The sequence below is a fragment of the Psychrobacillus mangrovi genome (assembly GCF_037104765.1).
Taxonomy (GTDB): Bacteria; Bacillota; Bacilli; order Bacillales_A; family Planococcaceae; genus Psychrobacillus; species Psychrobacillus mangrovi.
Genome location: NZ_JBAWSY010000027.1, coordinates 1 through 13,806 on the forward strand (window position 1 = coordinate 1; position 13,806 = coordinate 13,806).

The 13,806-nt window shown below is 37.9% G+C and carries 12 protein-coding genes; all 12 read left to right on the forward strand.

What is annotated here, in order from left to right; all coding sequences use genetic code 11:
- Positions 1-594 precede the first annotated feature (594 nt).
- The 12 genes from lspA (at position 595) to pyrE (ending at position 13,780) form a co-directional block, all read left to right on the forward strand.
- Entirely contained in the window at positions 595-1,071 is a 477-nt protein-coding gene (lspA, locus tag WAX74_RS19390; RefSeq protein WP_336499342.1) for a signal peptidase II, read from the forward strand.
- Complete coding sequence (locus tag WAX74_RS19395; RefSeq protein ID WP_336499311.1) at positions 1,071-1,997, forward strand: RluA family pseudouridine synthase; 927 nt, start codon at positions 1,071-1,073, stop codon at positions 1,995-1,997. Before lspA ends, WAX74_RS19395 begins: the two co-directional genes overlap by 1 nt.
- A gap of 202 nt (positions 1,998-2,199) precedes the next feature.
- A complete protein-coding gene (gene pyrR, locus WAX74_RS19400; protein ID WP_336499312.1) occupies positions 2,200-2,739 on the forward strand; it encodes a bifunctional pyr operon transcriptional regulator/uracil phosphoribosyltransferase PyrR in 540 nt (179 codons plus the stop codon).
- A 28-nt stretch (positions 2,740-2,767) separates the two neighbouring features.
- Positions 2,768-4,048: a solute carrier family 23 protein gene (locus WAX74_RS19405; RefSeq protein ID WP_336499313.1), complete on the forward strand. Its 1,281-nt coding sequence runs from the start codon at positions 2,768-2,770 to the stop codon at positions 4,046-4,048.
- A 264-nt stretch (positions 4,049-4,312) separates the two neighbouring features.
- Positions 4,313-5,191, forward strand: coding sequence for an aspartate carbamoyltransferase catalytic subunit (locus WAX74_RS19410; protein ID WP_336499314.1), 879 nt, complete (start codon positions 4,313-4,315; stop codon positions 5,189-5,191).
- 1 nt (position 5,192) lies between these two features.
- Positions 5,193-6,473, forward strand: coding sequence for a dihydroorotase (locus WAX74_RS19415; RefSeq protein WP_336499315.1), 1,281 nt, complete (start codon positions 5,193-5,195; stop codon positions 6,471-6,473).
- Positions 6,470-7,570 (forward strand): carbamoyl phosphate synthase small subunit, encoded by a 1,101-nt coding sequence (locus tag WAX74_RS19420; RefSeq protein ID WP_336499316.1) that lies wholly within the window; start codon positions 6,470-6,472, stop codon positions 7,568-7,570. Before WAX74_RS19415 ends, WAX74_RS19420 begins: the two co-directional genes overlap by 4 nt.
- Positions 7,563-10,760, forward strand: coding sequence for a carbamoyl-phosphate synthase large subunit (carB, locus tag WAX74_RS19425; protein ID WP_336499317.1), 3,198 nt, complete (start codon positions 7,563-7,565; stop codon positions 10,758-10,760). Before WAX74_RS19420 ends, carB begins: the two co-directional genes overlap by 8 nt.
- Positions 10,757-11,533 (forward strand): dihydroorotate dehydrogenase electron transfer subunit, encoded by a 777-nt coding sequence (locus tag WAX74_RS19430; RefSeq protein ID WP_336499318.1) that lies wholly within the window; start codon positions 10,757-10,759, stop codon positions 11,531-11,533. Before carB ends, WAX74_RS19430 begins: the two co-directional genes overlap by 4 nt.
- Complete coding sequence (locus WAX74_RS19435; protein WP_336499319.1) at positions 11,530-12,444, forward strand: dihydroorotate dehydrogenase; 915 nt, start codon at positions 11,530-11,532, stop codon at positions 12,442-12,444. Before WAX74_RS19430 ends, WAX74_RS19435 begins: the two co-directional genes overlap by 4 nt.
- Positions 12,441-13,151, forward strand: coding sequence for an orotidine-5'-phosphate decarboxylase (gene pyrF, locus WAX74_RS19440; protein ID WP_336499320.1), 711 nt, complete (start codon positions 12,441-12,443; stop codon positions 13,149-13,151). Before WAX74_RS19435 ends, pyrF begins: the two co-directional genes overlap by 4 nt.
- Positions 13,148-13,780: an orotate phosphoribosyltransferase gene (gene pyrE / locus WAX74_RS19445; protein ID WP_336499321.1), complete on the forward strand. Its 633-nt coding sequence runs from the start codon at positions 13,148-13,150 to the stop codon at positions 13,778-13,780. Before pyrF ends, pyrE begins: the two co-directional genes overlap by 4 nt.
- Positions 13,781-13,806: the final 26 nt, after the last annotated feature.

Here is a 13,806-nt window from a genome sequence, read left to right on the forward strand (position 1 = left end):
CGTGACGACAGTCACGACCACCCCTTCTATATAATCCCACGGTAATAATGTAGCCAAAGTCTATCCAAAGCACTCCCGAAACAATTGAAAACAGGTGATGTACATAGGGGGTGATATTAGCGCTATGTTATGCTGTCTAGCTTCAGCGATTAGCCCCTCGAGGTCAAATAACCTCCCACAAAGAAGTAAATGAAAAACTTGCATTGGAGGAAAAACAGTTGCTTGTCGGAGGCTAACACAGGCGCATGCGCTTTTCTTATACTGTCTAGCTTCAGCGACTAGCCCCTCGAGGTCAAATAACCTACCCACAATGAAGTCAAAGAACGACTTCTTTGTGGGTAGAACATTTGCTTGTCGGGGCTGACACAGTCGCTTGCGCTTTTCTAAAAATAGGTCATCTTTTACGTATATATAGATTGTATGGTAAACTATTGTAGATTCTTTTAATTAATTATATAGAGATGGGTTTTAAAACACAGCCCAATAAAGTTAAAGCCTCGGTGAATGCACAGATTTTGAAGGGATTATCGATTAAGCTTGAATAAAATCTGGATGCAATTGAGCCAAGGTGAATTTGATAGCGGGGGAATTGTTGTGTGGAAATTTTATGGATTAGCAGCGGTTGTTATTGCACTTGATCAGTGGACAAAATGGTTAGTCGTTAAGAATATGGAATATGGTGAACGTATTTCGATTTTGGATCCTTATATAGGATTACTTTCACATCGAAATCGCGGAGCTGCATGGGGAATGCTACAAGGACAAATTGGTTTATTTACAGTCGTAACGATTGTCGTAATTATCGGTATCATTTATTATTTTCATAAAGAAGCAAAAGGAAAACCCATGTTTCAGTCTGCTTTAATGCTTTTATTAGGCGGAGCTATTGGAAACTTTATCGATCGTCTTTGGAGAAATGAAGTAGTCGATTTTGTTGATGTCTTAATCCCAATCATTAATTATGATTTCCCTATTTTTAATGTTGCCGATGCAGCATTATCAATTGGTGTCGTGATTATCATATTATTTATTTTGAAAGAAGAACGAGCTGAAAAGAAAAAGGTGAAGTAATGGAAGATCAAACATTTATTATTGAAAAAGAATTAGCAAAAGAGAGAATTGATAAAGCAATAGCATCTTTTGATACAGACTGGTCCCGTACACAAATACAAAATTTAATAAAAGATGGACATGTACTGGTGAACTCAGAAGCAGCAAAATCAAACTATAAAGTGAAGGAAGGGGATGTTATTGTCGTTACTCCTCCTGAAGCGGTAGAGCTTGATATTGTTGCTGAGGACTTGCATTTAGAAATAGTGTATGAAGATGAAGATGTTGCTGTTGTGTATAAGCCGCGTGGTATGGTGGTACACCCTGCTCCCGGGCATGTATCTGGAACACTTGTAAATGGACTAATGTATCAAATAACAGATTTATCAGGCATTAATGGTGTTTTGCGTCCAGGAATTGTTCACCGTATTGATAAAGATACGACTGGATTATTAATGGTTGCCAAAAATGATGTGGCACATGTTTCATTAGTCGATCAACTTGTAAAGAAGACTGTTACACGTAAATATACTGCACTTGTGCATGGTCGTATTCCTCATGACAAAGGAACAATCGATGCTCCTATTGGTCGAGATAAAAAAGACCGACAAAGTATGGCAGTAGTAGACAGTGGGAAACATGCAGTTACTCATTTCCGTGTATTAGAACGTTTTGATAAATTTACATTAGTTGAATGTCAGTTAGAAACTGGTAGAACGCATCAAATTCGTGTGCATATGAAATATATTGGTTATCCACTAGCAGGTGATCCAAAGTATGGTCCAAAGAAAACAATCGATTTCAATGGACAGGTTTTACATGCAGGGGTATTAGGGTTTATTCAACCAAAAACAGGTGAATATTTGGAGTTCTCATATCCACTTCCAGAGGATTACACAAATTTATTACAAGATTTAAGAAAACAATCATTGATTAAAGAAGATTAATGCTTTATACTAAGCAAAGAAAAGTAAATAGCTTCACCTTTAATAACAGTCCCGAGAGGCTGAGAAGGTACATGTGAAAGTGACTCACTATTTGTCTGCGGACTTATCTTGTGGGTGCACCTTAATTTATTACACACATACAACCTCTTGGGCATCTCTAGCTCAAGAGGTTTTTTATTTTCTAAATAAAAGGAGGGTAAATATGGCTGAGAAAGCTAATATTTTAGATGAACAATCCATTAATAGAGCATTAACAAGAATTGCACACGAAATAATCGAACGTAATAAAGGAATCGAAGACTGTATTCTAGTAGGAATTAAAACGAGGGGTGCTTATCTAGCAAAAAGGCTTGCCCAAAAAATTGAAAGTATTGAAGGGAATGCAATCAAGACTGGAGAACTGGATATTACGTTATACAGAGATGATCTGTCTTTAAAAAATGACTCGAAAGAGCCACTAGTTCAACAAGTAGACATTACCCATGATGTAGCAAATAAAAAAGTTATTTTAGTAGATGATGTGCTATACACAGGAAGAACGGTCCGAGCAGCAATGGATGCCGTGATGGATTTAGGTAGACCAGCTCAAATTCAATTAGCGGTTTTAATTGACAGGGGTCATCGTGAACTTCCAATACGAGCAGATTATGTTGGTAAAAATATTCCGACTTCTAGCAGTGAGCGAATTGTAGTAAAAGTAGTAGAAACAGATGAGATGGATGCAGTTACCATCTTTGAATAAGAAATCTTTTGGAAAGTAGGAATATTCCATGTCAAATGCAGTGTTAGACGTTAATGAAAAACCATCAGGTGGACAACTTATAACATTAAGTTTTCAACATATGTTTGCAATGTTTGGCTCTACTATTTTAGTTCCACAGTTAGTCGGGTTAAGTCCTGCAATTGCATTACTTACAAGTGGTATAGCAACCATCTTCTTTCTGTTAATTACGAAGTTTCAAGTACCAGCATACTTAGGTTCATCCTTTGCATTCATTGCTCCAATTATTTTAGCTACAAAAGTTAGTGGTGCCGGAAGTGCAATGATCGGTGGGATGTTTGTCGGTATTACTTACGGAATAGTTGCCCTGATTATTTGGAAAAGCGGTTATAAATGGATTATGAAACTACTACCACCAATTGTAGTAGGTCCCGTAATCATGGTTATTGGTTTAGGGCTTGCTGGAGTCGCTGTAGATATGGCGATGAATGTGGAAGGAACTTATAACTTCACACACTTCTCTGCAGCACTAGTAACATTATTTACAGCGATTTTCTGCACCATTTATTTTAAAAACATTTTAAGTACTATGCCAATTTTAATCGGGTTAATAGTAGGCTACATTTACTCAGCTGCCATCGGGATTATTGATTACACAGCAGTAAAACAAGCGCAGTGGTTTGAAGTTCCTGATTTCTTAATTCCAGGAATAGATTATGATTTTGTAATAACGTCTAAGTTGTTGCTAATTATGGTTCCAATCGTAATTGTAACTATTTCAGAACATATAGGTCATCAATTAGTACTTGGTAAAGTAGTTGAACGCGATTATATAAAAGAACCAGGTTTACATCGTTCTTTACTAGGTGATGGTTTAGGAACATTTGTTAGTTCACTAATTGGTGGTCCACCTAAAACGACTTATGGTGAAAACATCGGAGTGTTGGCCATCACACGTGTATATAGTGTTTATGTAATTTTAGGAGCTGCAGTCGTTGCAATAGCTATTTCATTCCTAGGTAAAGTTATGGCAGTGATTGGGTCGATTCCAACAGCAGTCCTAGGTGGAGTTTCCATACTCCTCTTCGGAATTATTGCTTCAAGTGGTCTTCGAATGCTTGTAGAAAATAATATTGACTTCGGTAATAATCGTAATCTAGTAATTGCTTCTGTGATTTTAGTAATTGGAATCGGTGGAGCGAAGTTTGTTGTATCAGAATCATTAAGCATTGAAGGTATGGCATTAGCAGCAATTATCGGAGTAATATTAAACCTTGTATTGCCAGGCAGAAAAGATGAACCAATAGCAGGTATGGATCAAAAAGAATAAATAACCTTTTAAGAAGTTGAACAGAGAGTCAACAAAAGGTTCGGCTAGACAAGTAGGGACTTTCCATAAGTACCTTTACTTGTCTATGCAAAAACGAACCTTCTCGAGACTTTTCGAGAAGGTTTTTAACTTCATTGGGACTAAATCTCAATAAAGTTAAAGCCTCCAGCGGATGTCATGGATCTTTCGAGCAATTTATCGATCAAGGTCGATAAAAATCTGAACGCAAATATGCCAAGATGCATTTAATAGAGGGGGATGTATATGAAAAACTTAGTATCGATGAAAGAATTATCTATAGAACAAATTATGGATATTTTGAAACAGGCACAAGCATTTCGTGAAGGTGAGCAATCAAAGTTAAAACAAAAATATACAGTGTCTAACTTATTTTTTGAACCAAGTACAAGAACGAAAATGAGCTTCGAAATGGCCGTGAGAAAGTTACATCTAAATGTACTTCCCTTTGAAGCAGGTTTCTCAAGCACATTAAAAGGCGAAACACTATATGATACTGTGAAAGTTTTGGAATCAATTGGGGTTGATGCGATTGTAATCAGACATGAACAAAATAACTTCTTTGATGATTTAATTGAAAAAGTAAAGCCTGTCATCATCAATGGTGGAGACGGAACTGGTAACCATCCTACACAAAGTCTCTTAGATTTATTGACGATCCAACAAGAATTCGGGACGTTTGAAGGTAAAGAAATATCTATTGTTGGAGATATTGCACATAGTCGAGTTGCCCGATCAAATGCAGATGCCCTCATAAAACTTGGTGCAAAAGTTAATTTTGTTTGCCCACCCGAGTGGCAAGCAGAATTCGATGCCATCAATTATATAGATGAAGTAATCGAATCAAGTGATGTGATGATGATGCTTCGTGTACAGCATGAGAGGCATGATGGTAAAGCATACCTTACAACCGAGAGTTACCATGCAGCTTATGGATTGACTGTGGACAGAGAAAAAAGGATGAAAGATAGTGCCATCATTATGCATCCAGGTCCTTTTAATAGAGATATTGAAATAGCAAGTGAGCTAATTGAGGTAGATCGTTCAAGAATTTTTAAGCAAGTCGAAAATGGTGTTTTCATTCGTATGGCAGTCATTGAAATGATTTTGAAAGGGAGAGAATAAAATGACAAAAATTATTCAAAACGTTCAAATAATTAACAATGAAGGAAAATTAGAAAATACTTCAGTTGTAATAGAAAACGGATTAATTACTAAAATTGGGGCGAATGAAACAATAAAAGATGCACAAGTAATTGATGGAAAGGGAATGCTACTTTCTCCAGGATTCATCGATGTACATGTTCATTTACGTGAGCCAGGCGGAGAGCATAAGGAAACGATTGAAAGTGGAACGAAGGCAGCAGCAAAAGGTGGGTACACTACCATTTGCGCAATGCCAAATACGCGACCAGTACCAGATACAGTTGAAACCTTCTCACATATTTTAGACTTAGTTGAGAAAAATGCACTTGTGCGAGTTTTACCATATGCGTCTATCACTATTCGACAAGCTGGAAAAGAAAGAACAGATATAGAAGCATTGAAAAAGCTGGGAGCATTTGCTTTAACCGATGATGGTGTAGGCGTGCAAGCAGCAGGAACAATGCTTGAAGCGATGGAGGAAGCAGCAAAATTTCAAATTCCTGTAGTAGCACACTGTGAAGATAATACTCTTATATATGGTGGAGTGATGCACAAAGGAAAACGAAATGAAGAACTTGGCTTAAAAGGGATACCTTCCGTTTCAGAATCGGTACATATAGCACGAGATATCTTACTCGCGGAAGCAGCGGGAGCACATTATCATGTCTGTCACGTTAGCACGAAAGAATCTGTCCGTGTCATTCGAGATGCTAAAAAAGCAGGAGTACACGTGACAGCGGAAGTTAGCCCTCATCATTTATTACTTTGCGAGGATGATATCCCATCAAATGATGCAGTTTGGAAGATGAACCCACCACTAAGAAGTAAAGAGGATATGCTAGCTCTTCACGAAGGATTACTTGATGGTACATTAGATTTTATAGCTACGGATCATGCACCTCATACAGAGGTAGAGAAAGCAAATGGATTTGAAAAGGCACCTTTTGGAATTGTCGGATTGGAAACAGCATTCCCACTCCTATACACACATTTTGTTAAAAATGGTGAGTTAACTTTGAAACAATTAGTAGATTACTTAACGATAAAGCCTGCAGAAGTTTTTGGCTTCGAATTTGGAAAACTAGAAGAGGGGGCACCCGCTGATTTAGTTTTGATTGACTTAGAAAAAGAACGAGCAATTGATAAAGAGGCATTTTTATCAAAAGGAAAAAACACACCGTTTGACGGTTGGATTTGTGCAGGTTGGCCGCAAGTAACTATTTTCAAAGGAGAAATTGTATGGCAGGAGGAGAACGCATGAAAACAAGATATTTAATATTAGAAGATGGTACTGTATTTAAAGGAAATGCATTTGGAAGTGAAGAAGGGACAATTGGTGAGGTAATTTTTACAACGGCAATGACCGGGTATCAAGAATCCATTTCTGACCCATCAAACTGTGGTCAAATATTAACATTTACTTATCCAATGGTTGGTAACTATGGCGTGAATCCAGATGATTTTGAAGCGATTGAAATTGGACTTTCTGGTGTAGTTGTAAGAGAGCTTGCTGAACAGCCATCTAATTTTAGAAGTGCGGGTACATTAAGTGAATTTTTAGCTGCAAAAAATGTTCCAGGAATTGAAGGAATTGATACAAGAAAGCTAACACGTATTATTCGTAAACACGGGTCTTTAAAAGGGCAGCTAACAAAAGCTGGAGAAGAAGTTAAGGTAGAAGAAATAGTTCAAACATTGAAATCTACTAAAATACCAAGAAATGTTGTAGAACAGGTTTCAATAACACGTCCATATCCAAGTCCAGGACGTGGAAAAAGAGTTGTACTAGTAGATTTCGGTATGAAGCACGGTATTTTAAGAGAATTAAACAAACGCGATTGCGACATTATAGTTGTTCCTTATAACACTTCTGCAAAAGAAATCTTAGGTTTGTATCCAGATGGTGTAATGCTTTCAAATGGACCTGGGGATCCAACCGATATTCCAGACGCTATTGAAATGGTTAAAGGAATTATTGGTAAGGTTCCAATTTTCGGAGTATGTCTTGGTCACCAACTTATTTCTCTAGCAAGTGGAGCAACTTCATTTAAATTAAAATTTGGTCATCGAGGAGGAAACCACCCAGTAAAAGATTTAACTACTGGGAGAACAGAGTTAACTTCTCAGAATCATGGTTATGCAATAGATGCAGACTCGATTGCCAATACAGATTTAGAAATTACACATGTTGCATTGAATGACGGTACAGTTGAGGGTGTAAGACATAAAAAATTCCCAGTATTCTGTGTACAGTTCCATCCTGAAGGATCTTCAGGACCTGAAGATTCTATTCATCTATTTGATCAGTTTATAGAATTAATGAATGCCGTAAGCAAAAAGGAGAATTTACATGCCTAAACGTAAAGATATAGAAACAATTTTAGTTATTGGATCAGGTCCAATTGTTATCGGCCAAGCAGCTGAGTTTGACTATGCTGGAACACAAGCTTGTATATCATTAAAAGAGGAAGGATACAGAGTTATACTTGTAAATTCTAATCCGGCGACAATTATGACTGACACAGAAATAGCAGATAAAGTATATATCGAACCAATCACTTTACCATTTGTAAGCAAAATAATTCGCAAGGAGCGTCCAGATGCGATTCTTCCAACTTTAGGTGGCCAGACTGGTTTGAATATGGCCATTCAGCTTGATGAATCAGGTATTTTAGACGAACTTGGTATTGAAATTTTAGGTACAAAATTGGAAGCAATCCACAAAGCGGAAGACCGTGATTTATTCCGAACATTAATGAATGAATTAAATGAACCTGTTCCGGAAAGTGATATTATTCATAATTTAGAGGAAGCAAAAACATTTGTTGAAAGAATCGGCTACCCAGTAATTGTACGCCCGGCATTTACTCTAGGAGGGACTGGTGGTGGGATTTGTCATAATGATGCAGACTTATTGGAAATCGTAACAAGTGGATTAAAATATAGCCCAGTAACACAGTGTCTACTTGAGAAATCCATTGCTGGATATAAAGAAATAGAATATGAGGTAATGCGTGACTCTGCAGATAACGCAATTGTTGTATGTAATATGGAAAACGTAGATGCAGTCGGAATTCATACAGGAGACTCCATTGTTGTTGCACCAACTCAAACATTATCAGACCGCGAAAACCAGATGCTACGTAATGTATCGTTAAAAATTATACGTGCGTTGAAAATTGAAGGTGGCTGTAATGTTCAGCTAGCTCTTGATCCAGATAGCTTTAACTACTATATTATTGAGGTTAACCCACGTGTAAGTCGTTCTTCAGCGCTTGCTTCAAAAGCAACAGGTTACCCTATAGCAAAATTAGCTGCAAAAATAGCTGTTGGATTAACACTAGATGAAATGATGAATCCTGTAACGGAAAAAACATACGCTTGCTTCGAGCCAGCTCTCGATTATATTGTTGCAAAAATACCAAGATGGCCATTCGATAAGTTCGAATCTGCAAAACGTAATCTTGGAACACAGATGAAAGCGACTGGGGAAGTAATGTCACTTGGTCGTACATTTGAAGAAGCAATTTTAAAGTCAGTTCGTTCTCTTGAAACAGGCCACTTCCATTTAGAAATGAAAAACAGTGAATCCATTACAGATGAGTGGATGAAAAAACGTATAAAACGTGCTGGTGATGAACGTTTATTCTTCATAGGGGAAGCGTTGCGTAGAGGTGTATCGGTAGAGCAAATCCATGAATGGAGCCAAATCGATGTATTTTTCTTAAACAAATTGCAAAACATTGTTCAATATGAAAAAGTAATTCAAGAAAATCCTTTCGATAAAGAAGTATTATACAAAGCAAAACGTATGGGATTTGCTGATAAAACAATCGCAAAGTATTGGGATGTAACAGAAATAGAAGTGTATAACTTCAAAAAAGAACATGGAATTATACCAGTATACAAAATGGTTGATACTTGTGCAGGAGAATTTGAATCGGAAACACCTTACTTCTATGGGACTTACGAAGAAGAAAATGAATCCATTCGTTCGGAAAAAGAAAGTGTCATCGTACTAGGTTCTGGTCCAATCCGAATAGGGCAAGGGGTAGAGTTCGACTATGCAACTGTACATTCTGTATGGGCAATTAAAGAAGCTGGATATGAAGCGATCATTATTAATAATAATCCAGAAACAGTTTCAACTGACTTCTCCATCTCCGACAAATTATACTTTGAGCCATTAACGATAGAAGACGTGATGCATATTGTGGACCTAGAGAAACCAAAAGGAGTAGTTGTTCAATTTGGAGGACAAACGGCTATTAACCTAGCAGATGCGTTAGAAGAAAGAGGAGTTAAAATTCTTGGTACTACTCTAGAGGATATTGATCGTGCGGAAAACCGTAATAAGTTTGAAGCCGCTCTGCACGAAATCGGGATTCCTCAACCACTAGGAAAAACTGCAGTTTCGGTAAAAGAAGCTGTTGTGATTGCGGATGAAATTGGTTATCCAGTATTAGTGAGACCTTCCTATGTGCTTGGTGGGCGTGCGATGCAAATTGTCTATAATGAAGATGAAATCAAACATTATATGGAAAATGCAGTAGAAGCAAGTCCAGAAAAACCTGTGTTGATCGACCGTTATTTAACTGGAACGGAAGTTGAAGTAGATGCTATCTGTGACGGGGAAAACGTACTCATACCAGGAATCATGGAACATATTGAACGCGCAGGAGTTCACTCAGGAGACTCAATCGCTGTATATCCACCACAAAAACTATCACAAAAACATATTGATACGTTGGTAGATTACACAACTCGTCTTGCTAAAGGATTAAATATTGTTGGGTTAATGAACATTCAATATGTAATTTCAAATGACGAGGTATATGTGATTGAAGTAAATCCACGGTCAAGTCGAACAGTACCTTTCTTAAGTAAAATTACATCTATCCCAATGGCTAACATTGCAACGAAAGCTATTCTTGGCCAATCGATTGTTCAACAAGGATACAAAACAGGGCTTGCTCCTAATAGTCCTGGAGTGTATGTAAAGGTACCGGTATTTAGTTTTGCGAAACTTCGTCGAGTGGATATTACGCTTGGACCAGAGATGAAGTCGACTGGGGAAGTAATGGGGAAAGACATTACTTTAGAAAAAGCTTTGTATAAAGGTTTAGTAGCAGCTGGGATGGAAATTAAAGATCATGGATCTGTTTTAATGACTATCTCAGATAAAGACAAAGAAGAAGCTACAGAAATTGCAAAAAGATTTTATAATATAGGCTTCCGTATTATAGCTACAGAGGGAACAGCAGATATAATCCAAAAAGCGGGCATTCCGGTGGATATTGTAGATAAAATTGGCTCAAAAGGAACAACAATTCTAGATGTCATTCAAAAAGGAAATGCTCAATTTGTTATTAATACGCTAACTAAAGGAATGCAGCCAGAACGAGACGGTTTCCGCATTAGACGAGAGTCAGTAGAAAATGGCATACCATGTTTAACTTCTTTGGACACAGCAGAGGCAATGCTGCGAGTTATTGAATCCATGACATTCTCTACAGAAATTATGCAAAAACAGGAGGTTCGCGCATGATCAGACAAGAACAAATGCAAGTCGTAAACCAAAGACAAATTGCGACGAACATTTTTGAACTTACATTAAGTGGACATCTGGCACACGAAATGAATCAGCCTGGTCAATTTGTCCATATACGTGTGTCTGATCAACTAGAACCTTTGCTTAGAAGACCAATTAGTATATCTTCCATTAATAAAGAAGCATTAGAATTTACAATGATTTACCGTGCCGATGGAAGAGGGACTATCCTTCTTTCTGAAAAAAAACAAGGGGACCAGGTTGATGTACTTGGACCTCTTGGCAATGGTTTCTCAATTGATAAAGTACAAGCAGGTCAAAAAGCTTTACTTGTAGGAGGTGGAATTGGAGTGCCTCCACTTTATGAGCTTTCGAAAAGATTGGTTGATAAAGGAGTACAGCCAATTCATGTGCTAGGTTTCCAAACAAAAGATGTAGTCTTCTATGAGAAACAATTTACGGAACTCGGTGAAACGTTTATCGTGACAGCAGATGGTAGCTTTGGTCATGCAGGGTTTGTTACAAATGTACTTGAAACATTAGAGGATGATTTTTCAGTGTATTATAGCTGTGGTCCAACACCTATGCTTGCTGCGCTTGAGAAGATGTATCCAGAAAAAGAAGGATATCTATCGCTTGAACAAAGAATGGGTTGTGGCATTGGTGCATGCTTTGCGTGTGTATGCGAAACTACAGAAAAAACAGATGCTGATTATGTGAAAGTTTGTTCAGATGGACCAGTGTTTGAGTCAGGAGTGATTCGAGTATGAATAGATTAGCAGTCGAATTACCAGGCCTTTCATTGAAAAATCCGATAATGCCTGCTTCAGGTTGCTTTGGATTTGGAAAAGAGTACGCACAACTATATGATTTATCCAAGCTTGGAGCAATTATGATTAAAGCAACTACACCAGAAACGAGATTAGGAAATCCAACTCCACGTGTAGCTGAAACACCTGCTGGAATGTTAAATGCGATTGGCTTACAAAATCCAGGCTTAACTAAAGTGATGGAAAATGAACTCCCTTGGCTAGAGCAATATGATGTGCCGATTATCGCAAATGTAGCAGGTTATATTACAGAGGATTATGTTGCAGTAGCAGAAGCAATCTCCAAGGCACCGAATGTTCATGCACTGGAGCTTAACATCTCCTGTCCAAATGTAAAGCAAGGTGGCATAACATTTGGGACAGATCCAAAAGTTGCGGAAGAATTAACGAGAGCAGTAAAAGCAGTATCATCTGTTCCGGTATACGTAAAGCTTTCACCAAATGTTACAAATGTAAATGACATTGGAAAAGCAGTGGAAGCAGGTGGAGCAGACGGAATAACGATGATCAATACGTTACTCGGAATGCGATTAGATACTAAAACAGGTAGACCTGTTATTGCAAACGTAACTGGAGGATTATCAGGGCCAGCAATTAAACCTGTAGCTCTTCGAATGGTATATGACGTAGCGAAGCAAGTTTCTATTCCAATTATTGGTATGGGTGGAATTGCAACAATTGATGATGTCATTGACTTCTTAAGTGCTGGGGCGAGTGCAGTTGCAGTAGGTACAGCAAACTTTGTGGATCCATTTGTTTGCCCAACTCTCATTGATGAGCTCCCAAATAAATTAGATGAATTAGGCTTTAATACGGTGTCTGAATTAGTTGGAAGGAGTCATCGTTTATGAAAAACAGTCCGATAATTGCATTAGATTTTGCTACTGCAGAAAATGTATATCAATTTTTGTCTCCATTTGATCAGACATTATTTGTTAAAGTAGGCATGGAGCTATATTTACAAGAGGGACCTTCCATTGTATATAAGTTAAAAGAAATGGGTCATGATGTTTTTCTAGATTTAAAATTGCATGATATCCCAAACACTGTAGGACAAGCGATGAAAGGACTTGCTCGACTTGGGGCAGATCTTGTTAATATCCATGCTGCTGGTGGAGAAGCAATGATGGTTGCTGCTAGAGAGGGGTTAGAAGCGGGTACAACTGCAGGTAATAAAAGACCTTCTATTATTGCAGTAACTCAGCTCACATCAACTTCTGAGAAGCAAATGCAAAAGGAACAACTCATTCAAACAACAATTGATGAGTCGGTAGTTCACTATGCAAAATTAGCAAAAAAAGCAAGCCTCGATGGTGTCGTTTGTTCGGTTCTGGAAGCAAAAAAAATAGCAGAAGCTTGTGGCAATGACTTCTTACGTGTGACACCTGGAATTCGTTTGGCAGAGGGTGAAGCACACGATCAAGTACGTGTTGCTACTCCTGCAAACGCAAGAGTACTTGGCTCTTCTCACATTGTAGTAGGCCGTGCAATTACAAAAGCAGAAAACCCAGTATTAGCTTATGAAAACGTATTAAACATGTGGGAGGAAAACGCATGACATTGGAAAATAAAATCGCAAAAGCATTACTTCAAGTAGGAGCTGTAGAGCTAAAGCCAAATGATCTTTTCACATGGGCTTCCGGTATTAAATCTCCAATCTACTGTGATAACCGCATTACGATGTCTTCTCCAGCAATTAGAAAAGAAATTGCAAAAGGGCTAGCAGAGGCAATTGAAAAAAACTTCCCAGGAACAGAAGCTGTAGCAGGAACTGCAACAGCAGGAATTCCACACGCTGCATGGGTTAGTGACGTTTTAGAACTACCTATGATGTACGTTCGTTCAAAAGTTAAAGAACATGGTCGTGGCAATCAAATTGAGGGAAAAGTTGCGCCTGGGCAAAAAGTGGTCGTAATAGAAGATTTAATTTCTACAGGTGGAAGTAGCTTAGTTGCTGTGGAAGCTCTACAAAAAGAAGGCTTGGAAGTACTAGGAGTTGTGAGTATTTTTACATACGGACTTCCTAAAGCAGAGGAAGCATTTAAAGAAGCAGGAATCTCATTTGTAAGTTTAACGAATTATGACGCACTTGTTCATGCAGCAAATGAAGCAGGAACGATTGCAGAAGAAGATTTGCCGATGCTAACTAAATGGCATAGTGATTTGAAAGAAGGATTGTTGAAATAATAAGATTTAGACGTTCACCTAAATAG

What these genes read in the sequence shown, in the direction of transcription:
- WAX74_RS19395 (WP_336499311.1), top strand. Translation starts at nt 1,071, where the DNA reads ATGGAAGATCAAACATTTATTATTGAAAAAGAATTAGCAAAAGAGAGA.
- pyrR (WP_336499312.1), top strand. Translation starts at nt 2,200, where the DNA reads ATGGCTGAGAAAGCTAATATTTTAGATGAACAATCCATTAATAGAGCA.
- WAX74_RS19405 (WP_336499313.1), top strand. Translation starts at nt 2,768, where the DNA reads ATGTCAAATGCAGTGTTAGACGTTAATGAAAAACCATCAGGTGGACAA.
- WAX74_RS19410 (WP_336499314.1), top strand. Translation starts at nt 4,313, where the DNA reads ATGAAAAACTTAGTATCGATGAAAGAATTATCTATAGAACAAATTATG.
- WAX74_RS19415 (WP_336499315.1), top strand. Translation starts at nt 5,193, where the DNA reads ATGACAAAAATTATTCAAAACGTTCAAATAATTAACAATGAAGGAAAA.
- WAX74_RS19420 (WP_336499316.1), top strand. Translation starts at nt 6,470, where the DNA reads ATGAAAACAAGATATTTAATATTAGAAGATGGTACTGTATTTAAAGGA.
- carB (WP_336499317.1), top strand. Translation starts at nt 7,563, where the DNA reads ATGCCTAAACGTAAAGATATAGAAACAATTTTAGTTATTGGATCAGGT.
- WAX74_RS19430 (WP_336499318.1), top strand. Translation starts at nt 10,757, where the DNA reads ATGATCAGACAAGAACAAATGCAAGTCGTAAACCAAAGACAAATTGCG.
- WAX74_RS19435 (WP_336499319.1), top strand. Translation starts at nt 11,530, where the DNA reads ATGAATAGATTAGCAGTCGAATTACCAGGCCTTTCATTGAAAAATCCG.
- pyrF (WP_336499320.1), top strand. Translation starts at nt 12,441, where the DNA reads ATGAAAAACAGTCCGATAATTGCATTAGATTTTGCTACTGCAGAAAAT.
- pyrE (WP_336499321.1), top strand. Translation starts at nt 13,148, where the DNA reads ATGACATTGGAAAATAAAATCGCAAAAGCATTACTTCAAGTAGGAGCT.